Source organism: Micromonospora sp. NPDC005686 (assembly GCF_042871665.1).
Classification (GTDB): domain Bacteria; phylum Actinomycetota; class Actinomycetes; order Mycobacteriales; family Micromonosporaceae; genus Micromonospora.
Genome location: NZ_JBIAIY010000001.1, coordinates 505,107 through 531,760, shown reverse-complemented (window position 1 = coordinate 531,760; position 26,654 = coordinate 505,107). Strand labels below are relative to the sequence as shown.

Genomic DNA, 26,654 nt, shown 5'->3' with positions numbered 1-26,654 from the left:
CGGCGGAAGGCTAAGCCAAAGCCGGTGGTCGCAACAGAGGGCGACGACCGGCTTCGACGTGATTCACGCGGTGTTCAGCTGTTGCGGCGCTGCTCGGAGCCGGTTGACGCGTTCGTGGGTGAATCCTGCTCGACGAGCCCGTCTGTCGGATCGACGACTGCGGAATCGGCCCGTCCCGGGCCGCCCTGCTGCGGGAAGCGGTCGGGCAGCCGGCGCAGCCGGGCGTTCATGTTGCGGATCAGCAGGACGGTGACGGTGGCCAGCGCGACGATGAGGAAGAGGCCCATCGGACCGGCCAGACCACCCGTGCGGGTGTCACCGAAGTTGTTCTGCGCGAGCACCTCGACGGTGGTCAGCATGGTGTTCCTCCGATGTGCGGCTGCGCACCAGGGTAGACCCCGGCCAGGTCAGTGGGCACGGCACGCCTCCCGTACGCCCGCGAACAGGTCGGACTCGGGCAGCGGGCTGTCGACCAGTGACCGGGCGAGTTGGAAGTCCTCCGTCGGCCAGGCGCGCTGCTGCAGCTCCATCGGCACCTGGAACCAGAAGCCGTCCGGGTCGATCTGGGTGGCGTGCGCGCGCAGCGCGTCGTCGCGGACCGTGAAGTAGTCGGCGCACTCGACCCGGGTGGTGATCCGGGCGCCCTTGTCGGGGCGCTCGTCCCACCGCTTCATCCAGTCGCCGTACGGCGATTCGAGCCCGGCGGCGAGCACCGCCTCGTGCAGGCTCATGATCTTGGCGCGGGAGAAGCCCACGTCGTAGTAGAGCTTCAGCGGCTGCCACGGCTCGCCCAGCTCGGGGTGGCGATCCGGGTCACCGGCCGCGTCGAACGCCGCCACGGTGACCTTGTGGGTCATGATGTGGTCCGGGTGCGGGTAGCCGCCCTCCTCGTCGTACGTGGTGACGACGTGCGGGCGGAACTGCCGCATCAGGCGCACCAGCGGCGCTGCGGCGACGTCCACGTCCTGGAGCGCGAAGCAGCCCTCCGGCAGCGGCGGCAGCGGGTCGCCCTCGGGCAGCCCGGAGTCGACGAAGCCGAGCCACGCCTGCTCGACGCCGAGGACGGCCCGGGCCGCGTCCATCTCGGCCCGCCGGATGTCACCGATGTTCGCCCAGACGTCGGGGCGGTCCATCTTGGGGTTGAGCACACTGCCCCGCTCGCCACCGGTCGCGGTGACGACCAGGACGTCCACCCCCTCGGCGACGTATTTCGCCATGGTGGCCGCACCCTTGCTCGACTCGTCGTCGGGATGGGCGTGCACCGCCATGAGACGCAGCTTCTCTGCCACCTTCGGCGCTCCTCGTCTGTGCCCGCCGACCGACCCGGGCCGGGCGGCTGACCTGCCGGAATCTTCCCCCGCGCCCGCGAAAGCCCCCGTGACGGCCGGTCGGGGGCCGCCACCGGAGTGGCCAGGGCCACGCCCGCCGGTCCAAGCCGACCTGCCATCCTTGACTCAGCGCCGGGCTGGGAAGATGGACCTAGCCATTCTTGCCGATGCCGCCGACAACAACGCCAGGAGACAGCCGCCGGTGAGCGAGACGCACGCCACAGTCGCCGCGGAGGCCCCGGCCTTCCCGCCGGGCCGCTACGGCCGCCGCCGGGAGCCGGGACGCCGCCGGCCGCTCCTGCTCGCCCTGACCGTCACGGTTCTGCTGGCAGTCCTCGGGCTCGGCGCGGCGAAGCTCTACTACCAGTACGGCGACCCGGAGTACCAGGGCGAGATGATCAGTTACTCCGACATCACCGACTCCCGGGTGATGGTCGACTTCCGGGTCACCGTGCCGCCGGGCGGTTCGGCCACCTGTCTGCTGCGGGCCCGCTCCCACGACGGGGCCCAGGTGGGCAGCGCGGAAGTCACCGTGACGGCGGAGCCCGGCCAGCGCCACATCCGTACCCGGCAGGAGGTGCCCACGAGCGCCCGGCCGTTCATCGGCGAGGTCCTGCGCTGCCGGCCGGCCGGCTGACCCGGACCGTCGGCGAGTCGCCGGCAGCCACACCCCGGCCCGCCGCCACCCGGGGTGATTGATCACACCTCGACGTGTACCGCACTGGTAGCCTTGCAAGTTCACCTGTCAGCCAGTCCGCACCAATCGAGGAGATCGCCTGTGTCCACACATGGAAACAAGGCGCCCGCCACCTGGCTGTCCCAGGACGCCTACGACCGTCTGCAGGCCGAGCTCGACGAGCTGATCGCCAACCGGCCGGTCATCGCCGCCGAGATCAACGCCCGGCGCGAGGAGGGCGACCTGCGGGAGAACGGTGGCTACCACGCCGCCCGCGAGGAGCAGGGCAAGGCCGAGGGCCGCATCCTCTACCTCAAGGAGCTGCTGCGCACCGCCAAGGTCGGTGAGGCTCCGGACACCGACGCGGTGTCGCCGGGCATGGTCGTGAAGATCTACTTCGACGACGACGCCGACGACAGCGAGACGTTCCTGCTCGGCTCCCGGGAGATCGCCGCCACCACCGACCTCACGGTCTACAGCCCCGAGTCCGCGCTCGGCAAGGCCATCCTCGGCGGCAAGGCGGGGCAGACCTGCACCTACACCGCGCCCAGCGGCGCCGATATCAAGGTGACCATCGTCTCCTTCGAGCCGTACAGCGGCTGACCCTTCCGGACCCGCGCCGGATGGCTCGGGTCCCGAACCCGACCGAGGCTGACAGGCCCTCCTCGGACCCGAGCCGCACACCCGAACGCCCCGACCGGATCATCCGGCCGGGGCGTTCGCGTTCCGCCGTGCGCCTCGCGTTTCGCCGAGGACTCAGCCCTCGCCGGTGAAGACCACCTGGTAGCCGCTGGCCCGCAACGCGCTGATCAGCGTGTCCGAGTGCTCCACCCCGCGGGTCTCCACGGACAGGGCCACCTCCACCTCGCCGAGGCGCAGGTGCGGGTTGGCGCGCTGGTGCACCACGTCCACCACGTTGGCGCGGTGCTCGGCGATCTCGCCGAGCAGGGAGGCGAGCTGGCCGGGCCGGTCCGTGCAGCGCACCGTGATCCGCAGGAAACGGCCGGCCGCCGCCAGGCCGTGCTCGATCACCCGGAGCATGAGCAGCGGGTCGATGTTGCCGCCGGAGAGCACCGCGACCACCGGCGTGGTCACCTCCACCGCGCCGGCCAGCAGCGCCGCCACGCCGACCGCGCCGGCGGGCTCGACGACCTGCTTGCCGCGTTCCAGCAGCATCAGCAGCGCCCGGGAGATGTCCTCCTCGGAGACCGTGACAACCTCGTCGACGAACTTGCGGACGTGCGTGAAGGTCAGCTCGCCCGGACGGCCGACGGCGATCCCGTCGGCGATCGTCGCGAACGAGGGCAGCCGTACCGGCTCGCCGGCCCGCAGCGAGGGCGGAAAGGCGGCGGCGCTCGCCGCCTGGACCCCGATCACGCGTACGTCGGGACGCAGCGCCTTGGCCGCCACCGCCATCCCGGAGACCAGCCCGCCACCGCCCACCCCGGTCACGATGGTGCGCACGTCCGGGCACTGTTCGAGGATCTCCAGCGCCACGGTGCCCTGCCCGGCGATCACGTCCGCGTGGTCGAACGGGTGGATGAACACCGCACCGGTCCGCTCCGCGAACGTCTGCGCCGCGACGAGCGACTCGTCGACCGTGTTGCCGACCAGCTCGACGTGCGCGCCGTACCCCTTCGTGGCGGCGACCTTCGGCAGCGGCGCGTTGACCGGCATGAAGACGGTGGCGTGCGCGCCGACCAGCCCGGCGGCGAGCGCCACCCCCTGGGCGTGGTTGCCGGCGCTCGCCGCCACCACGCCGCGGGACCGCTCCTCGGCCGAGAGCCGGGAGATCCGCACGTACGCGCCGCGCACCTTGTACGACCCGGCGCGTTGCAGGTTCTCGCACTTGAGCCAGACCGGCCCGCCGAGCGCGGCGCTGAGCGGCCGGGACGGCTCCAGCGGGGTGGTACGGGTGACACCGGCGATCAGCTCCCGCGCGGCCTGCACGTCGGCGAGGCCGACCAGTTCCGTCATGCCCCGATCGTGCCACCCGGACCCGGTGGGATTTGCGTCGACGTGGCCGACGGCGCGGGCGGCACCGGCGCGACGGGAGCGGCCCAGCCCGGGTGCCCCGGCCACGCCTGCTGACCGGGCCACGCCGGCACGGCCCGCGCGAGCCGGTCCTGCTGGGCGGACGAGATCCGGCGGATCAGCACGATGAACGCGATGCCGGCGACCAGGCAGGCCACCGCCGGCACCAGCCGGGGCGCGAGCGCCTGCTCGTAGAAGCGCACGTACGTGCCGAACTCCACGTCGTTGCGGGGCAGCTCGGTCAGCCGGTCGTAGCGCTGCTGCTCGGCCCGGGCGACGAACCGGTCACCGATCAGGAACACCAGCCAGCTCACCCACCACACCCCGACCAGCCACGACTGGCGCCGCCAGACGCTGTTGCGGAGCAGGTCGGCGAGCACCCGGGCCGGTACGACGAGGTTGACCAGCGGCACCAGCCAGCCGGCGATCGCCCACGCCGGGCTGAGGTTCGGCACCGCGCCCGGGAAGGCGTCCAGGTTCTTGCGGGTCCGCCAGGTCCAGATCACCACGAGTGTCCCCGCGGTCAGGAGGGCGAGCAGGTAGGGCAGGGTGATCAGCACCTCGGCCAGCACCGCACCGAGCAGCACGTCCCGGTCGAGCTGCTCGGCGGCCGAGCGGGCCATCCGCACCCCCACCAGCGGGGACAGGACCGTCAGCAGGTAGCAGAGGGTGGCGGCGCCGACCGCGAACGCGCTGGCCACGGCCAGGCCGCGTACGCCGTACGTGGGCGCGCCGGGGGTAACGGCGGGCTGACCGACGCGGGTGCCGCAGCGCTGGCACTCCTCATAGGCCGGGGACGTGGCGTCCCCGCAGGTCTGGCAGTGCATCGGGGACCGTCCGAGGTGGTGTGCGACAGGGGTCCGCACACGCTAGACGATCAGGCGGTGGCCGGTGACCCCGTTCCGACACGGGGATAGCCGGGCGCGTGCCGGGCCCACGGCGCCTGCATCTCGAACTGGCCGGCCACGCCGAGCAGCAGCAGTTCGGAGCCGGGCGGACCGACGAACTGCACGCCCACCGGCAGGCCGTCCGGGCGGCGGCCGACCGGCACCACGATCGCGGGCAGCCCGGCGATGTTCCACGGCGCCGCGTACGGGGCGTACCTGATGTTCGCCGACATGTTCGCCAGCCAGGAGCGGCCGGACCACCCGACGGCCTCCGGCGGCGGCCCGGCCAGCGCCGGGGTGAGCAGCAGGTCGATCGAGTTGTCGGCGAAGAAGTTCACCGACCGTTCGCGCCAGGCGGCCCGGTCGGCCTCCCGCACGTACCCCCGGCGCTGCGCCCACTCGCCGAGCGTGACGTGCCGGCGGCTGCGCCGCTGGAGCTGACGCGGCGCCACCCCGGCGGCGCGCACGTCGGCGGCGGCGGCCGCGAACCAGGTGGCGATGCCCTGCAGGCCGAGCCGGGTCGGGTAGACCGGGTCGGTGGGCACCGTGTCGTGGCCGGCGGCGGCCAGCAGCCGGCCGGCGGCGGCGACCGCGTCCCGGTTCGGCGCGTCCGGCGAGACGCCGCGTACCGGGGAGCGCAGCGAGACGCCCACCCGCAGCCGCGCCGGCGGGACCAGCTTGTCCGGCCGGCGCCCGGCCAGCACCGAGAAGCCGACCACCGCGTCGGCGACCGTGCTGGTCAGCATGCCGTGCTCGGTGAGGCCGAACCAGTCGTCCGCGCCGAGCTGGCACGGCACCACGCCCCGGCCGGGCTTGAGCCCGACGAGGCCGCAGCAGGCCGCCGGGATGCGGATCGAACCGAGGCCGTCGTTGCCGTGGGCCATCGGCACCAGCCCGGCGGCCACCGCGGCGGCCGCGCCGCCGGACGAGCCGCCGGGGGTACGCGCCTTGTCCCACGGGTTGCGGGTCACTCCGGTGTCGTCGTCGGTGAGGGCCCACAGGCCCAGCTCCGGCATCCGGGTCACACCGAGGATGACCGCGCCCGCGCCGCGCAGCCGCCGGACCACCTCGTGGTCGGCCTCCGCCACCTCGGTACGCATCGCGGCCGACCCGTTCCAGGTGGGCAGGCCGGCCACCGGCGTGTTCTCCTTGACCGCCACCGGCACTCCGGCAAGCGGCAGGTTCGCCAGTTCCTCCTGCTCGTCGACCTTCTCCGCCTCGGTGATCGCCTCGCCGCCGCGTACGGTGCGGAACGCGCCCAGCTCACCGTCGACGCGGTCGACGTGGTCCAGATGGTCGGCGACGACCTGGGTGGCGGACACGTCGCCACGGCGGACCGCCCGGGCGATCTGTTTCGCGGTCGTCCCGACCCAGCTCGTCGGCAAGATCTCCGGCACTGCCACCCTCCCCAGCCAGCGGTCAGCCCAGGGCCTGCTCCAGATCGGCGAGCAGGTCGTCGACCGTTTCGATGCCGACAGACAGTCGCACGAGATCGGCGGGAACTTCAAGCGGCGAGCCGACAGCGCTCGCGTGTGTCATCCGGCCCGGGTGCTCGATCAGGGACTCGACGCCGCCGAGCGACTCGGCGAGCACGAACAGCCGGGCCCGGTTGCAGATCTCCACGGCGTGCTCCTCGCCGCCCGCCGCGCGGAACGAGATCATGCCGCCGAAGCGGCGCATCTGCTTGGCGGCCACCTCGTGGCCCGGGTGCGACGGCAGGCCCGGGTAGAGGACCTGGGCGACCTTGGCGTGCCTGTCCAGGTAGGCCGCGATCCGCTCGGCGTTGTCGCAGTGCCGGTCCATCCGTACCCCGAGGGTCTTGATGCCGCGCAGCGTGAGCCAGGCGTCGAACGGGCCGTTGACCGCGCCCATCGCGTTCTGGTGGTAGCGCAGCTCCTCGCCGAGCGCGCGGTCCGCCGCGACGAGCGCGCCGCCGACCACGTCGGAGTGTCCGCCGACGTACTTGGTGGTGGAGTGCACCACCACGTCCGCGCCGAACGCGATCGGCTGCTGGAGGTACGGCGAGGCGAACGTGTTGTCGACCACCAGCAGCGCGCCCGCGTCGTGCGCCACCGCGGCCAGCGCCGCGATGTCGGCGATGCCGAGCAGCGGGTTCGTCGGCGTCTCCACCCAGACGATCCGGGTGGCGCCCGGGCGGATCGCGGCCCGCACGGCGTCCGGGTCGGAGACCTTCGCCGGGGTGTACGCCAGACCCCAGCGCTCGGCCACCTTGGCGAACAGCCGGTAGGTGCCGCCGTACGCGTCGTCCGGGATCACCACGTGGTCGCCCGGCTTGCAGACGGTCCGCAGCAGCGTGTCCTCGGCGGCGAGGCCGCTGGCGAAGGCGAGCGCCACCGGGCCACCCTCCAGCGCGGCAAGGCACTCCTGGAGCGCGTCCCGGGTGGGGTTGCCGGAGCGGCTGTACTCGTAGCCCTCGCGGGGCGCGCCGACGGCGTCCTGGGCGTACGTGCTGGTCTGGTAGATCGGCGGGATCACCGCACCGGTGCGGGCCTCCGGGTCCTGGCCGGCGTGGATGGCGAGTGTCTCGAAGCCGTGGCTCATGCCCGGAAGGCTAGTCCCTGCGGCCGGCCCCGGTACGCGATGTCCCCGTCACGGGTGCCGCGCCGCTCCCACCGGGCGGCGGGAGCGGCGCGGGACGGTCAGGCCGCCGGCACCGGCAGCACGTGCAGGGTGGCCGGCCGGGCTCCGGTCCAGTCCGAGGTGATCGCGTAGAGCCGGGCGCCGTTGGGAGACCAGGCCAGCCCTCCGGGTACGAGGTCCGCACCCAGCTCGAACCGGGCCTGCTCGGTGCCGTCCAGCCCGAACACGAACACGTCCGGGTCGTAGGAGGCGTCGGCGCCGCCGGCCACCCGGGTGCCGTCCCGGGTCAGCTCGACCGCGTTGGGGTAGGCGCCGGTCCGGAACGTCGCCGTCGGGGTGGTGATGGCGGCGAGCGGGAACGCCTGCACCTCGTACGGGGCGCCGGAGGCGGTGTAGAGCGTGTCGCCGGCCGGGTTCAGGGCGATGTCGCGCAGGTTGCTGCCGACTGCCATGAAGTCGTTCGTCCGCAGGAAGCTGAGCGCGCCGCCGGTGCCGATGGCGTAGGCGTCGACCGACGCCGGGCTGACCCCCGGCTGGCCGACGAGCAGCACGGTGCGGTTCTGCTGGGGGGCGGTCATCAGCGGCGCGCCGTAGTAGGTCTCCCGGGCCAGGCCGGTGGTGAGGACGGCCGGCTGACGGCCCAGGTCGAGCCGCCCGATGTTGCCGTCCCACCCGCCGCAGCCGTAGCCGAACCACAGGAAGCGGCCGGTCAGCGCGAGCGAGGCCGGACAGGCGGCCGCGCCGGTGTCGAACCGGGCGAACTCGGTGAGGGTGCCGGTGTTCACCGCCGCGATCGCGTTCGCCGACGGCAACGCCACGTAGAGCGTCTGCCGGTCCGCGCTGAGCTGGAGGTCGGTCGGGCCGGGCAGGCCGGACAGAGTGCTGACCAGGTCGCCGTTCGCCGCGGTCACCACCACGTCGGTGGAGTTCCGGCCGCCGCTGACGAAGATCCGGTCGCCGGTCGCGACGACGTCGGCGGCGTCGGCGATCGGCAGGGGTACGGCCCGGGGCGCGGCCGCGGCGGAGGCGGACACGCCGGGTACGGCGGCGAGCAGCATGCCGGTGAGCGCGGCCAGGGCCGGCGCGAGGCGTCTGTCGAGGCGCAAGGGTGTTCCCTTCACGAGGTCGGCCGCGGCGGTGGCCACGGCCGGATGGCTGCCGGACCGTCCTCGGAGGCGGTCGGCGAGCACACCCGGACGGGGACCGGACCGGTCCCGTCGCGCGTCAGCACCATCGCCCCCGAACGTGCTGATCCAGACTCATGAATAGTTACCACATTCGCTTCCCGCCGTGGGGGCGCTCACTCGCCGGCGTGGGGCGCGGCCGGCGCGCGTGACGCCCCGGGCGGGCATACCCTGCCCGGATGAGCGGGTGTGTGTTCTGCGGGATCGTGGCGGGTGAGGTGCCGGCCTTCCGGGTGACCGACGAGCCGGACGGGGTCGCGTTCCTCGACACCCGGCCGGTGTTCAAGGGCCACGTGCTCGTGGTGCCCCGGCCCCACCTGGTCACCCTGCCCGACCTGCCGGGCGACGCGCTGCCCGGCTACTTCCGGCTGGTGCAGCGGATCGCCGTGGCGGTGGAGGCCGGTCTGGGCGCCGGTGGGACGTTCGTGGCGATGAACAACCGAGTGTCCCAGTCCGTACCGCACCTGCACACCCACGTGGTGCCCCGGACCAAGGGCGACGGGCTGCGCGGCTTCTTCTGGCCGCGCACCCGGTACGCCGACGACGCCGAGGCGACGGAGTTCGCCGGCCGCATCTCGGCGGCGCTGGCCTGACTGCGGCGCGGGCGGGTAAGGAACCGGGGGCCGGCGCTGTTGCACACGCTGGGAAAGCCAAGAGAGGAGTCCCACCGTGTTCCTCCGCCGTATGAAGGCCGAGATGATCTCTCCTGACCAGGCTCTGCCGGGCCGCCCGATCGCGATGCCGATCGCCGACCGGCACGAGGTGCTGCCCGCCTCGCTGAAGGGCCCGTTCCCCGAGGGCGCGCAGGTCGCCGTCTTCGGCATGGGCTGCTTCTGGGGCGCCGAGCGGCTGTTCTGGACCCTCCCCGGCGTGATCACCACGTCCGCCGGTTACGCGGGCGGCTACACCACCAACCCGACGTACGAGGAGGTCTGCTCGGGCATGACCGGGCACGCCGAGGTGGTCCAGGTGGTCTACGACCCGTCGAAGATCGCCTACGAGGATCTGCTCAAGGTCTTCTGGGAGAACCACGACCCGACCCAGGGCATGCGCCAGGGCAACGACGTGGGCACCCAGTACCGCTCGGCGATCTACTCGACGACCGACGAGCAGCTCGCCGCCGCGAAGGCGTCCCGGGACGCGTTCGCGCCGATCGCGGCCCGGGCCGGCAAGGGTGAGATCACCACCGAGATCGCCCCGCTCGGCGACTACTACTTCGCCGAGGACTACCACCAGCAGTACCTGGCCCCGACGAAGAACCCGAACGGCTACTGCAACCACGGACCGAACGGGATGTCCTGCCCGGTCGGCGTGGCCCGCACCGCGTAGCCAGACGGACTCGCCCCGATCGGGCCCCCCACCCCGCAGGGGGAGGTGGGCCCGACCGGACCGCCTCTAGTCGGTGGCTCTCGGGTGCCCGGTGCCGGCGTGCTTGATCCAGCAGGTCCGGCTCTGGTGATCGACCAGGTACCAGACGCGGCCACCGGCGGTCACCTCGTACTGCCACTGCGGCAGCTCCCTGCCGTTGTGCACGGCCTTGGCGAGGGAACCCTTGAGGGGGTGCTGGCGGCTGGTCGGCGGGGAGGGGCAGGGGCGGATCTCGATGGCGTCGAAGGCGGCGCGGGTGTTGGCCGCGGCCTGGCGGCACAGTTCCTCCCAGCCCTTGGCCGCGTCGTTCGTGGCGAAACGCAGCGTGTAGCCGCCGGGGCGGGGCGGCGGCGCGGCCCGATCGCCGCGCTTCGCGCTCACTCGCCAGCCGGGCGCGCGACCGGCCCGAAGTCGTCAGAGCTGGGCGCGGCCAGGACCCGGTGCAGGTCGGGGTCGGCGTGGACCTCGGCGGTGTGCCGCCACTCGGCGAGCAGTTGGGAAACCGCCGCGGTGCTGCCGACAGCTGCCGCCGCCGTGGCGGTGTCGATGAACTCGTCGGTCATCTGCTCGACGTCCCCAGGTGGCAGAAACCGCATCCAGGGCAGCACGGTCGGCAGCGTCTCACGGACCAAGGCCGGGTCCCGACGAGCCAGGCCGGCCAGCAGCCGGGCGGTCAGATCGACCACCTCGCCCTCGGCCTCAGCCCGTTCGGCGGACATCAGCACCAGATCGGCGGCGTCCCGGCGACGCAGCCGCAGCGCCCGGGTACGGGCGAGGCGTTCGGCGGTTTCGGCCGGCTGGCGGAGCAGCTCGGAGAACGGCACCGACTCCAAGGGCATCGACATGACTTCAACACTACTTCAGAAGTAGTACGTTGCGGCATTCCTCACAGCTTCGGGGAAGCCGAACCCCGACATCGGGTGGACCGAGGCAGGAACGTACGCCGTAAGCGGTGGGCACCCTGCGTGACGGCGCATGGTAGCAAGCTGTCACACGTTCGTCATCGTCTCAACAGGCGAACCGCAACAAGCTCTGGCAGCATTGGATCGTATGTGCGGACTTGCGGGAGAGTTCCGTCGTGACGGTTCACGAGCCGACGTCTCGGCCGTGGAGCGGATGGCGGCCACGATGAGTGACCGAGGGCCCGACGACAGCGGCGTCTGGTCGCAGGGCCCGACCGCGCTGGGACACCGGCGCCTGAAGATCATCGACCTGTCCGCGGCGAGCGGCCAACCCATCGTGGACGCCGCCGCCGGGCTCACCGGTGTCTTCAACGGCTGCATCTACAACTACCGGGAGCTGCGCGCCGAACTCCAGGCCAAGGGCCACCGGTTCTTCTCGTCCGGCGACAGCGAGGTAGTGATCAAGGCGTACGCCGAGTGGGGGCTCGACTTCGTCGACCACCTGATCGGCATGTTCGCGGTGGCGATCAGCGAGCGCGACACCGGACGCCTGGTGCTGGCCCGGGACCGCCTCGGCATCAAGCCCCTCTACCTGGCCGAGACCCCCGGCGTGGTGCGGTTCGCCTCGACCCTGCCGGCGCTGCTCGCCGGTGGCGGCATCGACACCACCATCGACCGGGTGGCGCTCGCCCACTACCTGAGCTTCCACAGCATCGTGCCGCCGCCGCGCACCATCCTGGCCGGCGTCACCAAGCTGCCGCCGGCCACGGTCCGGGTGTACGAGGCGGACGGCTCCACCCACGAGCGGGTCTACTGGGATCCGTCCTTCGCCCGTGCCGCCGAGCGGGCCGGCTGGTCCGAGCGGGACTGGCAGGACGCACTGCTCGACTCGCTGACCACCGCCGTACGCCGCCGCATGGTGGCCGACGTGCCGGTGGGCGTGCTGCTCTCCGGCGGCCTCGACTCCAGCCTGGTCGTCGCGCTGCTCGCCGGCGAGGGGCAGGCCCGCTCCGGCCTGGCCACGTTCTCCATCGGCTTCGACGCGGTCGGCGGCCGGGAGGGCGACGAGTTCGTCTACTCCGACCTGGTGGCGAAGACGTTCGGCACGGACCACCACCAGATCCGGGTGCCCACCGGCGACCTGCTGCCGCCGCTGGAGGCCGCCGTCTCGGCCATGAGCGAACCCATGGTCAGCCACGACTGCGTCGCGTTCTGGCTGCTCAGCCAGGAGGTCGCGCGGCACGTCAAGGTGGTGCAGTCGGGCCAGGGCGCGGACGAGATCCTGGGCGGCTACCACTGGTACCCGCCGCTGGCCGGGGTGGACCGGGAGCAGGCGCTCGAGACGTACGCGAAGGCTTTCTTCGACCGCGACGCGGCCGGACTGGCCCGGGTGCTCAACCCGGCGTGGCTGGCCGACGGCGATCCGGCGCGGGAGTTCGTGGCCGCGCACCTGGGCAGCCCGGGGGCGCAGACCGCCGTGGACGCCGGCCTGCGGATCGACACCCAGGTCATGCTGACCGACGACCCGGTCAAGCGGGTCGACAACATGACCATGGCGCACGGGCTGGAGGCCCGGGTGCCGTTCCTCGACCACGAGTTCGTCGAACTCGCCGCGAGCTGCCCGCCGGAGCTGAAGCTGGCCCAGGGCGGCAAGGGCGTGCTCAAGGAGATCGGGCGCCGGGTCCTGCCGCACGAGGTCATCGACCGGCCCAAGGGCTACTTCCCGGTGCCCGGCCTCACCCACCTGGAGGGCAAGCTCCTCGACCGGGTACGCGACGCGCTCACCGCCCCGGAGGCGCGCCGTCGTGACCTGTTCCGCGCCGACTACGTCGACGCGCTGCTCGCCGACCCGAATGCCGAACTGACCCCGTTGAACGGAAACAAGCTGTGGCAACTGGGACTCCTGGAAATGTGGCTCCAGAGCCACGGAATCGACTGACAGTGACCGACACCCTCGCCACCGGAACGGCACGTACCGACCGTGAGCGGGTGCTGGGCCGGCGCCGGGAACTCACCGGCCCCGGCGGTGACCCGGTCGCCCCGGGTACGCCGGAGCCGCGGCAGCCGGACACCACCCACGCCTCGGGCGTGGTGCTGGACTGCGGCTGGGGCCGGCTGGTGTTCGGGCAGACGTTCGACGACCAGGTGCACGTCGCCGACGTGCTGCGCTCCGAGGCGGTCGGCGCCCGGGACATCTGCATCTACCTGCGCGACCCGCACGTGCTGGTGTCCCGGCTGCCGGACGAGTTGTTCATCGACCCGTCGCTGACCTACCGGCTGCCGCTGGGCGAGAGGCGGCCCGCCGCCACCGAGAGCGGCGAGGTGCCCGGGCTGACCGTCCGGAACCTGCGTGACGCCGCCGACGCGGAGGCGGTGAACCGGATCTACGCGCGCAACGGCATGGTCACCGCCCCGGTCGAGGTGCTCGTGGACAACGCCGGCACGGACCGGTTCCTGCACCTGGTGGCCGAGGACACCACCGGCGAGGTGGTCGGCACCATCACCGGCGTGGACCACGTCGCGGTCTTCGGCGACCCGGAGAACGGCGCCAGCCTGTGGTGCCTGACTGTCGACTTCAACACCGCACCGCCCGGCACCGGCCAGGCGCTGCTCACCACGCTCGCCGACCGGCTCGACGAGCGCGGCCGGGCGTTCGTGGACCTGTCCGTGCTGGCCGAGAACTCGGGCGCGATCCGGCTGTACGAGCGCCTCGGCTTCCACCGCACCGGCACGCTCTGCGTCAAGCGGAAGAACCCGATCAACGAACGCCTGTTCCTGCCCGCCATGCCCGCGGGGTACGACAAGCTCAACCCGTACGCGAAGATCGTCGCGGACGAGGCGATGCGCCGGGGCATCCGGGTGGAGGTGACCGACCCGCACTGGGGTGAGCTGAAGCTGACCACCGGCGGCCGGACCATCCACACCCGCGAGTCGCTGTCGGAGCTGACCTCGGCGGTGGCGATGAGCCGCTGCGACGACAAGCGGGTGACCCGGCGCATCCTCACCGAGGCGGGGCTGGCGGTGCCGCGCGGGCGCACCGCCACCGGCGAGCCCGACGACGTCGCGTTCCTCGACGAGGTGGGCCCGGTGGTGGTCAAGCCGGCGCGGGGCGAGCAGGGCAACGGCATCACCGTCGGCGTGCGTACGCCGGAGGCGCTGACCGCCGCCGTCGAGCTGGCCCGCCGGTTCTGCCCGGACGTGCTGATCGAGGAGCTGCGCGCGGGCGAGGACCTGCGGGTCGTGGTGATCGACCACGAGGTGGTCGCCGCCGCGGTGCGCCGGCCGGCGCAGATCACCGGCGACGGGGTGCACGACATCACCGAGCTGATCGAGCGGCAGACCCGCCGCCGGGCCGCCGCCACCGGTGGCGAGTCCCGCATCCCGATCGACGACATGACCCGCGAGGTGGTGGCCGAGGCCGGCTACCGGATGCACGACGTGCTCCCGGAGGGCGAGGTGCTGGCGGTCCGGCGGACTGCCAACCTGCACACCGGCGGCACGATCCACGACGTGACCGCCGAGCTGCACCCGGCGATCGCCGAGGCGTGCGTGACGGCCAGCCGGGCACTGGACATCCCGGTCACCGGGTTGGACCTGCTGGTACCGGCCCCGGACCAGCCGGAACACGTGTTCATCGAGGCGAACGAGCGCCCCGGACTCGCCAACCACGAGCCGCAGCCCACCGCCGAACGCTTCGTCGACCTGCTCTTCCCGGGTACCCGGGCACCGCAGCGACTCTGGTCGCCTGCCGGTGCGGCAGGCTCTGGGGTATGACCGCACGCAAACCCCAACCGCTCAAGCTCGACCTCGACTACCTCCGCCAGGTGCTGGTGGAGCTGCTGGAGATCCCCAGCCCGTCGGGGCGCACCGATCACATCCAGCAGTACGTGGGCGAGCGGCTCTCCGCGATCGGGATCAGCTCCACGCTGACCCGTCGCGGAGCGCTGAGCGCCTGCCTGCCCGGCCCCCGGTCGACCGGCGCCGACCGGGCCGTGGTGGTGCACACCGACACCATCGGCGGCATGGTGAAGCGACTCAAGGAGAACGGCCGGCTGGAGATCAATCAGATCGGTACGCACAGCGCCCGCTTCGCCGAGGGCGCCCACGTGCGGATCTTCACCGACGACCTGGAGCGGGTCGTCACCGGCCAGGTGCTGCCGCTGAAGGCGAGCGGCCACCGCTACAACGAGGCGGTCGACCTCCAGGGCGTCGGCTGGGAGCTGGTCGAGGTGCGGGTGGACGAGCCGGCGCACGACGAGGCCGGGTTGCGGGCGCTCGGCATCGACGCCGGGGACTTCGTGGCGTTCCTGCCCAACCCGAGCATCACCCCCAGCGGGTACGTCAAGTCCCGGCACCTGGACGACAAGGCGGGCGTGGCGGCGGTGCTGACCGCGTTCAAGGCGATGGTCGACGCCGGGGTCACCCCGGCGGTCACCGCGCACCTGCTGGTCACCGTCACCGAGGAGATCGGCCACGGCGCGAGCCACGGGCTGGACCCGGACGTCGCGGAGATCGTCTCGGTGGACGCGGCGGTGGTCGCGCCGGGCCAGCAGTCCCGGGAGACCGCTGCCACGCTGGCGATGGGCGACGGCGTCGGCCCGTTCGACTACCACCTGACCCGGAACCTGGCCTCGATCGCCAAGGAGCACGGCGTCGACCTGGTCCGGGACGTCTTCGACTACTACCGCTCGGACGTGGCAGCGGCGGTCGAGGCCGGGGCGCACGCCCGGGTGGCGCTGCTCGGCTTCGGCGTGGACGCCACCCACGGCCACGAGCGCACCCACCTCGACGGGCTGCACCAGCTCACCCAGCTGCTCTGCCTCTATCTCCAGAGCCCGCTGGTCTTCCCGGAGTGGGACGCCGAGCCCGAGGGCGACCTGGCCGACTTCCCGTCGCTGGCGGTGCAGCCGGCGAACGAGGAAGGCCCCCGCGAGGGCCCGATCGGCCTGGACTGACGGGCCTGTGATCGAAATCCGTTGCCGTGGCCGCCGGGAAGTGGATAGCGTGGCGATACACGGGAAAGGAGGTGGTCCAGACTTGTATAGCAATCGGACTCGTGAGGTGGCTGTCCGCTAGCCGCTGTCCTCGACAGTGAAAACTCGTCCGCCGCGAGGCGGGCACCTGCAGGATCGTCGAGACCGTGTGGCAGCGGTGCGGCGAAACCACGACAGCCACCCGACCCCCGGGGTGCCGGCCCAGTCCAGCCGGCCCGCGCGCGAGCGCGGAAGCCCCGGGGGTCGCTTTTTGCCTTCCGGAGGATGCCGTGTCCATGCGTGAGCTGGTGGTGCTCGGTACGGCCAGCCAGGCCCCGACCCGGCAGCGCAACCACAACGGCTATCTGCTGCGCTGGGACGACGAGGTGATCCTCTTCGACCCGGGCGAGGGCAGCCAGCGGCAGATGCTGCACACCGGGATCACGGCCACCGACCTGACCCGCATCTGCGTCACCCACTTCCACGGCGATCACTGCCTCGGGCTGCCCGGCATGATCCAGCGGCTCTCGCTGGACCGCGTACCGCGCCCGGTGGCTGTGCACTTCCCGGCCGGCGGCGCCGAGTACTTCGCCCGGCTGCGCCACGCCTCAAGCTTCCACGAGACCGCCGAACTCGCCGTCGAGCCGGTCGCCACCGACGGGCAGCGGTTCGCCCTCGGCATCGGCACGCTGGAGGCCCGCCGGCTGCGGCACCCCGTCGAGACGTACGGATATCGCCTGGTCGAGCCGGACGGCTGCCGGATGCTGCCGGAGCGGCTGGCCGCGTACGGCATCGCCGGTCCGGACACCGGAAGGCTGCTGCGCGAGGGCCACCTGGACCGCGACGGACGCCGCGTCAGCCGGGACGAGGTGAGCGTGACCCGGCCGGGACAGCGGTTCGCCTTCGTGATGGACACCGGGCTCTGCGACGGCGTGTACGCGCTGGCCGAGCACGCCGACCTGCTGGTGATCGAGTCGACGTTCCTGGAGTCGGAGGCGGCGCTCGCCGCCGAGGTCGGGCACCTCACCGCCGGCCAGGCCGCGCGGGTGGCAGCCGAGTCGGGGGTACGCACGCTCGTGCTCACCCACTTCTCCCAGCGGTACGCCGACCCGCGCCGCTTCCAGGAGGAGGCCCGGGAGCACTTCACCGGTGATCTGGTGATCGCCGAGGATCTCCAGACGGTGCAGGTGCCGCCCCGGCGGGTACCGTCGCCCGGGTGACGATCTCCCTACGTTCCGCGACCGAGGCCGACCTGATGGCGGTCGGCGCTCTGCATCAGCGCTCACGGGTGGCGGCGTACTCGTCGTTCCTGCCGGCCGAGGCGCTGGCCGACCCGACGCCGGAGGCGATGGGCCGCTACTGGGTGGAGCGGCTGACCTGGGAGGGCGCTGACCATCGGATGACCGTGGCCGAGCGGGACGGGCTGCTGGTGGGCTTCAGCTACCTCGGGCCGGACGACGAGGGCGATCCGGCGACGGGGCTACTCAGCGCGATCCACCTGGAGCCGTCCGAGCGGAGCCGGGGCACCGGCCGGGCGCTGATGGTGGACGCGCTTGACGCGATGCGGGCGCGGGGATGGACCCGGGCGGCGCTGTGGGTGCTGCGGGACAATGCCACCGCCCGCCGGTTCTACGAGCGCGGTGGCTGGGCCGCCACCGGTCTCCAGCGGGACGAGCACATCGGCCAGGTGCCGGTCCCCCAGCTCCGCTATGCCCGGCCCCTGTAGGGAAGGGCCCTCTGGCGACAGAGGGCCCTTCCCTACAGTCGGGCTCAGCGGGTGCCGAGGTGAGCCAGCAGGTCCTGCCGGGTCAGCACGCCCTTGGGCTTGCCGTCGACAAGCACCAGCGCCGCGTCCGCCTTCTCCAGCAGCCCGACCGCCTCGCTCACCGGCTGGCCGCCACCGATCATCGGCAGCGGCTCGCCCATGTGCCGTTCGATCGTGTCGTGCAGGTGCGCCTGGCCGGTGAACAGGGCGTCGAGCAGGTCCTTCTCGGCGATCGAGCCGGCCACCTCACCGGTCACCACCGGCGGCTCGGCCTTCAGCACCGGCAGCTGGGAGACGCCGTACTCGCGCATGTAGTCGATCGCGTCGCGGACCGTCTCGGTCGGGTGCACGTGCACCAGCTCGGGCAGGCCACCGGGCTTGCCGGCGAGCGCGTCGGCGACTGTCGGCTCGGTGCCCGAGCCGTCGAGGAAGCCGTACCGGGCCATCCACCTGTCGTTGAAGATCTTCGACAGGTAGCCCCGGCCGCCGTCCGGCAGCAGCACCACGATCACGTCGTCCGGGCCGGCCTTGCGGGCCACCTCCAGCGCGCCCACCACCGCCATGCCGCAGGAGCCGCCGACCAACAGCCCCTCCTCGCGGGCCAGCCGGCGGGTCATCTCGAAGGACTCCTTGTCCGACACCTCGACGATCTCGTCGGCGATCTTCCGGTCGTACGTCTCCGGCCAGAAGTCCTCGCCGACGCCCTCGACCAGGTACGGACGGCCGGTGCCACCCGAGTAGACCGAGCCCTCCGGGTCCGCGCCGATCACCTTCACGCGGCCCTCGGACGCCTCCTTGAGGTAGCGGCCGATGCCGGAGATGGTGCCGCCGGTGCCGACGCCCGTGACGAAGTGGGTGATCTTCCCCTCGGTCTGCCGCCACAGCTCCGGGCCGGTGGTCTCGTAGTGCGAGCGCGGGTTGGCCGGGTTGCTGTACTGGTTGGGCTTCCACGCGCCGGGGATCTCCCGGGCCAGCCGGTCGGAGACGTTGTAGTAGGAGCGCGGGTCCTCCGGCGCGACGGCGGTCGGGCAGACCACCACCTCGGCGCCGTACGCGCGCAGCACGTCCTGCTTGTCCTGGCTGACCTTGTCCGGGCAGACGAAGACGCAGCGGTAGCCGCGCAGCTGGGCCACCAGGGCCAGCCCGACGCCCGTGTTGCCGCTGGTCGGCTCCACGATCGTGCCGCCCGGCCCGAGGATGCCCGCCTTCTCGGCGTCCTCCACCATGCGCAGCGCGATCCGGTCCTTGACCGAGCCGCCCGGGTTGACGTACTCCACCTTCGCCAGCACGGTGGCCTGGATGCCCTCGGTGACGTTGCGCAGGCGGACCAGCGGGGTGTTGCCGATCAGCTCGACGACGTTGTCGTAGTACTGCACCTCGTTGTGCCCTTCGTCGCGCCGCCGTCGTGGGGCGGTCGGTCAGCCGTCAGTTCGCCGACCAGCGTACGTGCCCTCAGGGCACCGCATGCCCCGGGATGACGGAGCTGCGACGCGTCTCCCACTCCAGGAACCGCTCGGTCTCGGCGAGCACGCTGCCGGCCAGCCAGGTGACCATGACCGCGTCGTCGGCCAGTCCGAAGATCGCCAGTGGGATCTCCGGCAGCAGGTCGATCGGGGAGACGATGTACGCCGTCGCCCCGGCCATCAGCGCCAGGCGCAGGCCACCGTCGTACTCGCCCCGGCTGGTCGCGCGGATCATCCGCGGCAGCGCCGCCAGCCGGGCCCCGAGCGACGGCCCGCCCCGCGTGCCCGCCGCCAGCGCCCGGGCCAGCGCGGCGAACGCGGCGCTGCGCTTCAACGTCTTCCCCATGATGTCGCCCCTCTCTGCCCGACCATGGTGCGGCCCGGTGGCAAGTCCGCACCCACTACCCCACCGGTACCCATTCCGGGCGTCGCCCAGCCATCCGATCACGGACAGCAGTGGTCGTACCGGCGCGATACTGTCGGTTCATGGGGGACGCTGGTTCCGTCGCGCCGGTCCGCCGGCAGCGCGCCCGGCAGATCGTCCGCCTCGCGGCGGTCGGCACGGGCGCCACGGTGGCGGCCACCCTCGCCACCGGCGGGGTGCTGCTCGGCCAGGCCCGGCAGGCTCGCCGCACCATCCCGATGGCCCAGGCCCCGCCGCCTCGCTGCGACGGCGTCTACGGAGCCAGGCTGCCCGGTCCTCCGATCACCGTGGTCGTCCTGGGCGACTCCTCCGCGGCCGGCTACGGCGTGCACAGGCGCCGGGAGACGCCGGGTTCGCTGCTTGCCACCGGGCTGTCCCGCCGGCTGCACCGGCCGGTCCGGCTGCACCGGTTCGCCGTGGTCGGCGCGCTGTCGTCCGGCCTGAAGCCGCAGGTCGAATCCGCCCTGGAGGTCGGGCCGGACGTGGCGGTGATCCTGGTCGGCGGCAACGACGTCACCAACCGCACACCGTTCCCGGTGGCCGTGCGCTACCTGGTCGACGCGGTCCGCACGCTGCGGGCAGCCGGCTGTGAGGTGGTCGTCGGCACCTGTCCCGACCTGGGCACCATCCGGCCGATCCAGCCGCCGCTGCGCTGGCTGGCCCGGCGCTGGAGCCGCCAGCTGGCCGCCGCGCAGACGGTGGGAGTGGTCGAGGCCGGCGGCCGTGCCGTCTCGCTCGGCGACATGCTCGGGCCGCGGTTCGCCGCCGACCCCGGTCGGATGTTCGCCTGGGACCGATTCCACCCCTCCGCCGAGGGGTATGCGATAGCAGCGGCGGCGTTGCTGCCCACCGCGCTGTCCGCCCTGGGCGCGGTCCCGGAACGCGGGCCTGTCCTGCCCGGCGTGGAAGGCGTACGGTCGCTCCCGGAGGCCGCCCAGCAGGCGGCCCGGCACGCCGGCACGGAAGTCAGCGGCGCCCAGTTCCGGGGGCGCGACCGCGGGCCGGGCGGGCGGTGGGCGCAGCTTCGCCGGCGGGCCTTCTTCGGCGTCGGCGCGGTGCCATCGACCGGCAGCGCCGCCGACTCGGCAACGCTGGAGGGAACGGCATGAGCGAGCGCAGCGAGCGAATCGGCCGGCTCGGCGCGGAGGTGCCTCATGGCGGCACGGAGCGAAGCGGAGTGCTGTCATGAGCGAGCGCAGTGAGGTGGCCCGGTGGGGCCGGGCGGCGGCCCTGTCGCTGCTGGCCGGCACGGTGGGCGGGGCGGCGGTCCTGGCCGGCCAGGCCGTCGCCGCCCGTAGCCGGGAGTACGCCCAGCCCGAGCTGGGTCTGATGCTGCGCGCGACGGTCGGACGCGCCGACGCTCTGCCGCTGCGACTGGTGCTGCTGGGCGACTCGTCGGCGCTCGGCGTGGGCGTCGACCGGTTCGAGGACACCATCGGCGGCCAGCTCGCCAACCTGCTCGCCGAGGGACCGTCCGGCCGCCGGGTGCAGTTGTCCAGCGTCGGTGTCTCCGGCTCGCGCGCGACCGATCTGGCCACCCAGGTGGCGCGGGCACTGCTCGGCGAGCGGCCCGACGTGGCGGTGGTGCTGATCGGGGCAAACGACGCGACTGCCATGGCCCGGCCCGGTGACGCGGCGGCCTATCTCGGCTCGGCGGTACGCCGGCTGCGGGAGGCGCACGTCGAGGTGGTCGTGGGCACGTGTCCGGATCTCGGCGCCGTCCGCGCGGTCGCCGCCCCGCTGCGCCAGGTGCTCGGCTGGTCCGGACGGCGGATGGCACGGGCCCAGACGGCGGCCGTGCTGGACGCCGGCGGCACCGTCGTCGACCTGGGCACCGAGACCGGTCCGGTATTCCGCGCGGACGCGGGCACGCTGTGCCACGACGGCTTCCATCCGTCTGCCGACGGCTACCGGGTGTGGGCGCACGCCCTGCTCCCGGCAGTCGAGGCCGCCGCCGCTGTCGCGTTCCGGCACCACCGGCGACCGCCCACGGGGTGACATTTCCCGCCCGCCTCGCGGCTTCCCGGGCATGTTACTAGCGCGTTAACGTTGGCTCATGCCGATTGAGTCGCCCCGCGACGCCGTCATCGTCGCCACCGCCCGGTCCCCCATCGGCCGCGCGTTCAAGGGTTCCCTCCGCGAGGTCCGCCCGGACGACCTCGCCGCAACGATCGTCCAGGCCGCCCTCGACAAGGTCCCAGCGCTCGACCCCACCACCATCGACGACCTCTACCTCGGGTGCGGTCTGCCCGGTGGCGAGCAGGGCTTCAACATGGCCCGGGTCGTCGCCACCCTGATGGGGCTGGACGGCCTGCCCGGCGCCACGCTGACCCGTTACTGCGCGTCCTCGCTCCAGACCACCCGGATGGCGATGCACGCGATCCGGGCCGGCGAGGGCGACGTGTTCATCTCCGCCGGTGTGGAGATGGTCTCCCGGTACGCCCGGGGCAACTCGGACACGCTCCCGCCGGAGGCGCAGGCGCTGGTCGGGGGCGGCTGGGAGAACCCCCGCTTCGCCGAGGCGCGGGAACGTTCCTCGGCCCGCGCGAAGGGCGGCGCCGAGGTGTGGACCGACCCGCGCGAGGCCGGTCAGCTCCCCGACATCTACCTCGCCATGGGGCAGACCGCGGAGAACCTGGCCCAGGTCTACGACGTGACCCGCGAGGACATGGACGCGTTCGGCGTCCGCAGCCAGAACCTCGCCGAGAAGGCGATCGCGGACGGCTTCTGGGCCCGCGAGATCACCCCCGTCACCACGCCGGACGGCACCGTGGTCAGCACCGACGACGGTCCGCGTGCCGGGGTGACCCTGGAGGCGGTGGCCGGGCTGAAGCCGGTGTTCCGCCCGGACGGCCGGATCACCGCGGGCAACTGCTGCCCGCTCAACGACGGCGCCGCCGCCGTGGTGATCATGAGCGCGCAGCGCGCGTCCGAGCTGGGGCTCACCCCGCTGGCCCGGATCGTCTCCACCGGTGTCACCGGGCTCTCCCCCGAGATCATGGGCCTGGGCCCGGTCGAGGCGTCGAAGCAGGCGCTCAAGCGTGCCGGCATGACCATCGACGACGTCGACCTGGTCGAGATCAACGAGGCGTTCGCCGCCCAGGTGATCCCCTCGTACCGGCAGCTCGGCATCCCGGAGGAGAAGCTGAACGTCGCCGGTGGCGCGATCGCCGTCGGCCACCCGTTCGGCATGACCGGCGCGCGGATCACCGGCACGCTGCTCAACTCGCTGGAGTGGCACGACAAGACCATCGGTCTGGAGACCATGTGCGTCGGCGGCGGCCAGGGCATGGCGATGGTGCTCGAACGACTGAGCTGAGACCGGTTCGCCGGAGCCCGGGCCGGGTACGGGAAGCCGCATGGCAACCGTCGTGGAGCGTGAGCGCAAGTACTCCGGCGACGAGGGTTTCCAGCTGCCCGACCTGACCGGGTGCGGTGGCGTCGTGACCATGTCCGACGCCACCGTCTCGGATCTGGACGCCGTCTACTGGGACACCGACGATCTGCTCCTGCTGCGCAGCGGGCACGCGCTGCGTCGGCGTACCGGCGGGCACGACGCGGGCTGGCATCTCAAGGTGGGCGCGGTCGGCGGCGCCCGGGTCGAGCATCAGTTCCCGGCCGGGGCGTCCGACGACGGCCCGCCGCCCGAGCTGGCCGCGCTGATCCGGGCCGCGTCGCGCGGTCGTCCTGTCGCTCCGGCGGCCCGGGTCGTCAACCGCCGCCGGGAACGCAAGCTGCTGGACGCGGACGACCGGGTGCTGGCCGAGGTCGCCGAGGACGACGTCCGGTCCGAAGACCTCGTGGACGGCGCGGAGCGGGCCTGGCACGAGATCGAGATCGAGCTGGTCGAGGGCGACGAGGGTCTGCTGGACGCCCTCGGCGAGCGGCTGCACGCGGCCGGCGCGCAGGACGTGGCGGTCAGCAAGTCGCACCGGGCCGTCGCCGCCCGGATCGAGCGCTTCGACGACCGGGAACCGGACGGCCCGGCGGCGCCGGTCCTCGCGTACGTCCGGGCGCAGCGGGACGCGATCGTCGGCAACCACGCGGCCGCGTACCAGGGGGACGAGGACGCGGTCCACGACATGCGCGTTGCGACCCGCCGGTTGCGGGCGACGTTGCGTACCTTCCGGGGCCTGTGGGACCGCAGGGAGAGCGAGACGCTACGAGCCGAACTGCGCGGACTCGGCAGCGAGCTGGGGCGGGTCCGCGACACCCAGGTGATGGCCGTTCGGCTCACCGACGCGGTGCACGAGCTGCCGGACGAGTTGGTGCTCGGCCCGGTGGCCGCGCGGATCGGCGAACGGTTCGCCGCCGACCTGGCCGAGGCGACCGCGGCGCTGCGGTCCGCGCTGGACTCCGACCGCTACCCCGAACTGCTGGCCCGCCTCGACCGGCTGGCCGACGCCCCGCCCGCCGACGTCGGCCGACGCTGGGTGGACCGCAGGATCCGCCGGGCGGTACGCCGCGCCGATGAGCGGCTGGACCGGGCGTTCACCGTCGCCGGGCCGTCCGGGGACGGCGCGCTGCACGAGGCACGCAAGAAGCTCAAGGCCGCCCGGTACGCGGTGGAGGTGCGGAAGCCGGCCGCCGGCAAGCCGGCCGCACGCCTGGTGAAGCGATTCAAGGCGCTCCAGGATCTGCTCGGCACCCACCAGGACTCGGTGGTGACCCGCGAGGTGCTCCGGCGTCAGGCGCTCCAGGCGTACGCCGACGGCGAGAACACGTTCACCTACGGCCTGCTGCACGCGCGGCAGGCCGAGGCCGCCGGCCACGACCGCCCGGCGGTGCTGCGGGCGCGCGACCGGGCCCGGCACCGGAAGGTACGCCGCTGGCTGAAGCGCTGAGCGGACGGTTCTCACCCACTGCCACCCGGGGCGGCGGGCCTACAGAGCCGAGCGGGTGCGAGCCACCGCCTCGGCCGCCTCGGCCAGCACCGGCTCCGCCGGAGCCGCAAGGGCCAGGTCGGCGGCGACCACGCGGAGCTGGTCGGGCAGCGCCAGGTCGGTGGGGAGCCGGGGCACCACGCGGCGCGGTTCACCGGCCGCGTCGGCGGCCAGGTTGGCGATCTCCTGGACCAGCTTGTGCACCAGGTCGGCGCGGGACATGTTGCCGCCGTCGGCCTTGGCCGACCAGCGCGGCTGCTGCCAGTGGCCGATCTGTCGGACCAGCAGGGTCACCGCCCGGTCCAGTTCCGCTGCGCTCATCGCCGCCGAGTCTACGGTCAGCGGCGTACGTAGCTGAGCAGGCGGAGGATCTGCCAGTACAGGAAGATCAGCCCGACCAGCAGTCCGAACGCGCAGTACCAGGCGTACCGGCGGGGCAACCGGTTCGCGGCCGACCGCTCGACCAGGTCGAAGTCGAGGATGAAGCTGAGCGCGCCCGCGATGATCGCCACCACCGAGAACAGGTACGGCAACCAGCCCACCCGGTCACTGAGGCTGTAGACGACCGCCCCCTGCCGCCCGGTGAACAGGTACGCGAACAGGTTGACCAGCCCGATCGCCACGATCCCGACGAGCGTGCCGATGACCAGGCGGGCCAGGCGCGGGGTGGCGCGGATCAGCCGGGCCCGGTAGAGCACGGCCATGCCGAGGAAGACGCCGAACGTGCCGACCACCGCCTGCGCCACGATGCCCGGATAGACCAGTTCGAACGCCCGGCTGGCCACCCCGAGCAGCAGCCCTTGAAGCACCGCGTACCCGACGATGACCGGCGGGCTGGTGATCTGCTTCAGCGAGATGACGAGCACCAGGGCGAGGCTGGCCAGCGCGCTTCCGGCGAGCGCTGCGGAGATCCACGCCGCCTGCGGCACCACCACCCAGGACACCGCCGCCGTGACGCCGGTGACCAGCAGCAGGCCCACGGTCCGGCTGACCACGTCGGCCACCGTCATCGCGTCGGCGGTCCCGACCCCGAGCACCTGCCGCTGCGCGCGGCCGACGTCGTCCAGCCGGTCCAGCACCGGATTGGCACTGCGCACCGTGACCACCTCCCGCCCACGTACCGAATCCCACTCTGCCCCCGGCGGGGCGGCCGGGACGGGGAAACGGCGACGCCCGCCGCCGCGGATGCGGCAGGCGGGCGTCGTCGGGGAGGGCGTGCTGTCAGTCGTCGCCCTGGAAGTAGCTGAGCAGCCGCAGGATCTCGATGTAGAGCCAGACCAGGCCCACCACGATGCCGAAGGCGGCAGTCCACGAGTAGCGCTGCGGGAGGCCCATCCGGACCCCCTCCTCGATGTCGGCGAAGTTGAGCACGAAGCTCAGCGACGCCACCACGATGCAGACCAGGCTGAAGCCGATCGCGAGCGGGCTGCCGTCACGCAGGTGCGTGTTCACGCCGAACAGCGCCAGCACCAGGTTGACCATCATGACGCCGAACAGGCCGGCCATGATCGCCACCATGATCCGGGCGAACTTCGGCGTGGCCCGGATGATCCGCGCCTTGTAGATCATCGCCATCAGGAAGAACACGCCGAACGTGGCCACGACCGCCTGGAGCACGATGCCGTCGTAGAGCGACTCGAACGCCTTGCTGACCATGCCGACGAAGACGCCCTCGATGACCGAGTACGCCACGACGAGCGCCGGGTTGGCCATCCGCGAGAACGAGATGACCAGGCCGAGCACCAGGCCGACCACCGCGGCGCCGATCCAGGCCACGCCGACGAGCGAGTCCGGCACGAGCACCCAGGCCGCCGCGGCCGAGGCGCCGAGGATGGCGAGCATGAGGACCGTCTTGACGACCACGTCGTCGAGGGTCATCGGAGTCACGGTGGGCGGGGCCACCGGCTGGCCGTAGCCGCCCGGGTAGGGCTGGGCGTAGGGCTGCTGGGGGTACTGCTGCGGGCCGTACTGCTGCTGCGGGTACTGCTGGGGGTATCCGGGCTGACCGTACGGCCCGGGCTGGGCGTACCCGGCCGCCCGCTCACGCTCTGCCGCCTGGCCGAGCCGGGCGAGCACCGGGTTCGAGGTCTTCACTTCTCAGGCCTCCCTCAGGGGGTCGATCGCACGTAGACGTGCTACTCCAGGGTAGACGTGGCCGCAATCGCC

Annotated in this window: 27 protein-coding genes; 13 read left to right on the top strand and 14 right to left on the bottom strand. The window is 72.8% G+C overall.

The window, feature by feature from the left end; all coding sequences use genetic code 11:
* Positions 1-74: 74 nt before the first annotated feature.
* Together ACFYON_RS02465 and mca are read right to left on the bottom strand one after the other, a co-directional pair.
* Positions 75-359: a hypothetical protein gene (locus tag ACFYON_RS02465; protein WP_354864995.1), complete on the bottom strand. Its 285-nt coding sequence runs from the start codon at positions 357-359 to the stop codon at positions 75-77.
* 48 nt (positions 360-407) lie between these two features.
* Positions 408-1,289 carry a mycothiol conjugate amidase Mca gene (mca, locus tag ACFYON_RS02460; RefSeq protein WP_354864994.1) on the bottom strand — a complete coding sequence of 294 codons (882 nt, stop codon included), beginning with the start codon at positions 1,287-1,289 and terminating at the stop codon, positions 408-410.
* 241 nt (positions 1,290-1,530) lie between these two features.
* Between mca and ACFYON_RS02455 the strand changes: the two genes are divergently transcribed.
* Complete coding sequence (locus ACFYON_RS02455; protein WP_355047160.1) at positions 1,531-1,965, top strand: DUF4307 domain-containing protein; 435 nt, start codon at positions 1,531-1,533, stop codon at positions 1,963-1,965.
* Between the two features lie 141 nt (positions 1,966-2,106).
* Complete coding sequence (greA, locus tag ACFYON_RS02450) at positions 2,107-2,607, top strand: transcription elongation factor GreA (RefSeq protein ID WP_354864991.1); 501 nt, start codon at positions 2,107-2,109, stop codon at positions 2,605-2,607.
* Between the two features lie 153 nt (positions 2,608-2,760).
* On the opposite strand, the gene ilvA is transcribed toward greA, so the two are convergent.
* From ilvA to ACFYON_RS02425, 5 genes are all read right to left on the bottom strand, one after another.
* Positions 2,761-3,981, bottom strand: a complete 1,221-nt coding sequence (gene ilvA, locus ACFYON_RS02445) for a threonine ammonia-lyase (protein WP_355014911.1) — start codon at positions 3,979-3,981, stop codon at positions 2,761-2,763.
* Positions 3,978-4,865 carry a DUF4328 domain-containing protein gene (locus tag ACFYON_RS02440; RefSeq protein ID WP_387320483.1) on the bottom strand — a complete coding sequence of 296 codons (888 nt, stop codon included), beginning with the start codon at positions 4,863-4,865 and terminating at the stop codon, positions 3,978-3,980. Before ACFYON_RS02440 ends, ilvA begins: the two co-directional genes overlap by 4 nt.
* A gap of 50 nt (positions 4,866-4,915) precedes the next feature.
* A complete protein-coding gene (locus ACFYON_RS02435) occupies positions 4,916-6,328 on the bottom strand; it encodes an amidase (protein ID WP_355047162.1) in 1,413 nt (470 codons plus the stop codon).
* A gap of 16 nt (positions 6,329-6,344) precedes the next feature.
* A complete protein-coding gene (locus ACFYON_RS02430) occupies positions 6,345-7,487 on the bottom strand; it encodes a cystathionine gamma-synthase (RefSeq protein WP_387320480.1) in 1,143 nt (380 codons plus the stop codon).
* A 98-nt stretch (positions 7,488-7,585) separates the two neighbouring features.
* Entirely contained in the window at positions 7,586-8,632 is a 1,047-nt protein-coding gene (locus ACFYON_RS02425; protein ID WP_387320478.1) for a YncE family protein, read from the bottom strand.
* A gap of 257 nt (positions 8,633-8,889) precedes the next feature.
* On the opposite strand from ACFYON_RS02425, the gene ACFYON_RS02420 reads away from it, so the two are divergent.
* Both ACFYON_RS02420 and msrA read left to right on the top strand, forming a co-directional pair.
* Positions 8,890-9,303: an HIT family protein gene (locus tag ACFYON_RS02420; protein ID WP_354864979.1), complete on the top strand. Its 414-nt coding sequence runs from the start codon at positions 8,890-8,892 to the stop codon at positions 9,301-9,303.
* A gap of 76 nt (positions 9,304-9,379) precedes the next feature.
* On the top strand, positions 9,380-10,039 hold the full coding sequence (gene msrA, locus ACFYON_RS02415; RefSeq protein ID WP_354864977.1) for a peptide-methionine (S)-S-oxide reductase MsrA: 660 nt from the start codon (positions 9,380-9,382) through the stop codon (positions 10,037-10,039).
* Positions 10,040-10,105: 66 nt separating this feature from the next.
* On the opposite strand, the gene ACFYON_RS02410 is transcribed toward msrA, so the two are convergent.
* Positions 10,106-10,459: a hypothetical protein gene (locus tag ACFYON_RS02410; RefSeq protein ID WP_354864975.1), complete on the bottom strand. Its 354-nt coding sequence runs from the start codon at positions 10,457-10,459 to the stop codon at positions 10,106-10,108.
* Entirely contained in the window at positions 10,456-10,923 is a 468-nt protein-coding gene (locus ACFYON_RS02405; protein ID WP_354864973.1) for a hypothetical protein, read from the bottom strand. Before ACFYON_RS02405 ends, ACFYON_RS02410 begins: the two co-directional genes overlap by 4 nt.
* Positions 10,924-11,128: 205 nt before the next feature.
* Between ACFYON_RS02405 and ACFYON_RS02400 the strand changes: the two genes are divergently transcribed.
* The 5 genes from ACFYON_RS02400 (at position 11,129) to ACFYON_RS02380 (ending at position 17,679) form a co-directional block, all read left to right on the top strand.
* Positions 11,129-12,919, top strand: a complete 1,791-nt coding sequence (locus ACFYON_RS02400) for an N-acetylglutaminylglutamine amidotransferase (RefSeq protein ID WP_355094396.1) — start codon at positions 11,129-11,131, stop codon at positions 12,917-12,919.
* Positions 12,920-12,921: 2 nt separating this feature from the next.
* Complete coding sequence (gene ngg, locus ACFYON_RS02395; RefSeq protein ID WP_354864969.1) at positions 12,922-14,754, top strand: N-acetylglutaminylglutamine synthetase; 1,833 nt, start codon at positions 12,922-12,924, stop codon at positions 14,752-14,754.
* Positions 14,751-15,935 (top strand): osmoprotectant NAGGN system M42 family peptidase, encoded by a 1,185-nt coding sequence (locus ACFYON_RS02390; protein WP_355014909.1) that lies wholly within the window; start codon positions 14,751-14,753, stop codon positions 15,933-15,935. Before ngg ends, ACFYON_RS02390 begins: the two co-directional genes overlap by 4 nt.
* Before the next feature lie 308 nt (positions 15,936-16,243).
* Positions 16,244-17,173, top strand: a complete 930-nt coding sequence (locus tag ACFYON_RS02385; protein ID WP_354864965.1) for a ribonuclease Z — start codon at positions 16,244-16,246, stop codon at positions 17,171-17,173.
* Positions 17,170-17,679, top strand: a complete 510-nt coding sequence (locus ACFYON_RS02380) for a GNAT family N-acetyltransferase (protein WP_355047163.1) — start codon at positions 17,170-17,172, stop codon at positions 17,677-17,679. The genes ACFYON_RS02385 and ACFYON_RS02380 overlap by 4 nt, the downstream gene beginning before the upstream one ends.
* A 44-nt stretch (positions 17,680-17,723) precedes the next feature.
* On the opposite strand, the gene ACFYON_RS02375 is transcribed toward ACFYON_RS02380, so the two are convergent.
* Both ACFYON_RS02375 and ACFYON_RS02370 read right to left on the bottom strand, forming a co-directional pair.
* Positions 17,724-19,094 (bottom strand): cystathionine beta-synthase, encoded by a 1,371-nt coding sequence (locus ACFYON_RS02375; RefSeq protein WP_354864961.1) that lies wholly within the window; start codon positions 19,092-19,094, stop codon positions 17,724-17,726.
* 76 nt (positions 19,095-19,170) lie between these two features.
* A complete protein-coding gene (locus tag ACFYON_RS02370) occupies positions 19,171-19,527 on the bottom strand; it encodes a YkvA family protein (protein WP_354864959.1) in 357 nt (118 codons plus the stop codon).
* Positions 19,528-19,667: 140 nt separating this feature from the next.
* Here ACFYON_RS02370 and ACFYON_RS02365 point away from each other — a divergent pair, with 140 nt between their 5' ends.
* From ACFYON_RS02365 to ACFYON_RS02350, 4 genes are all read left to right on the top strand, one after another.
* The gene (locus ACFYON_RS02365) at positions 19,668-20,714 is read left to right on the top strand and encodes an SGNH/GDSL hydrolase family protein (protein ID WP_354864958.1); all 1,047 of its coding nucleotides are present in this window, start codon (positions 19,668-19,670) and stop codon (positions 20,712-20,714) included.
* 76 nt (positions 20,715-20,790) lie between these two features.
* Positions 20,791-21,603: an SGNH/GDSL hydrolase family protein gene (locus tag ACFYON_RS02360; protein WP_354864956.1), complete on the top strand. Its 813-nt coding sequence runs from the start codon at positions 20,791-20,793 to the stop codon at positions 21,601-21,603.
* A gap of 58 nt (positions 21,604-21,661) precedes the next feature.
* The gene (locus ACFYON_RS02355; protein ID WP_354864954.1) at positions 21,662-22,924 is read left to right on the top strand and encodes an acetyl-CoA C-acetyltransferase; all 1,263 of its coding nucleotides are present in this window, start codon (positions 21,662-21,664) and stop codon (positions 22,922-22,924) included.
* Between the two features lie 40 nt (positions 22,925-22,964).
* A complete protein-coding gene (locus ACFYON_RS02350; protein ID WP_387257180.1) occupies positions 22,965-24,449 on the top strand; it encodes a CHAD domain-containing protein in 1,485 nt (494 codons plus the stop codon).
* Positions 24,450-24,488: 39 nt separating this feature from the next.
* On the opposite strand, the gene ACFYON_RS02345 is transcribed toward ACFYON_RS02350, so the two are convergent.
* The 3 genes from ACFYON_RS02345 to ACFYON_RS02335 all read right to left on the bottom strand — a co-directional run bounded on the left by ACFYON_RS02345 (position 24,489) and on the right by ACFYON_RS02335 (position 26,582).
* Entirely contained in the window at positions 24,489-24,809 is a 321-nt protein-coding gene (locus ACFYON_RS02345; RefSeq protein ID WP_354864951.1) for a hypothetical protein, read from the bottom strand.
* A gap of 17 nt (positions 24,810-24,826) precedes the next feature.
* Positions 24,827-25,585 carry a Bax inhibitor-1/YccA family protein gene (locus ACFYON_RS02340; protein WP_355095627.1) on the bottom strand — a complete coding sequence of 253 codons (759 nt, stop codon included), beginning with the start codon at positions 25,583-25,585 and terminating at the stop codon, positions 24,827-24,829.
* Between the two features lie 124 nt (positions 25,586-25,709).
* Positions 25,710-26,582 (bottom strand): Bax inhibitor-1/YccA family protein, encoded by an 873-nt coding sequence (locus ACFYON_RS02335; protein ID WP_354864948.1) that lies wholly within the window; start codon positions 26,580-26,582, stop codon positions 25,710-25,712.
* Positions 26,583-26,654: the final 72 nt, after the last annotated feature.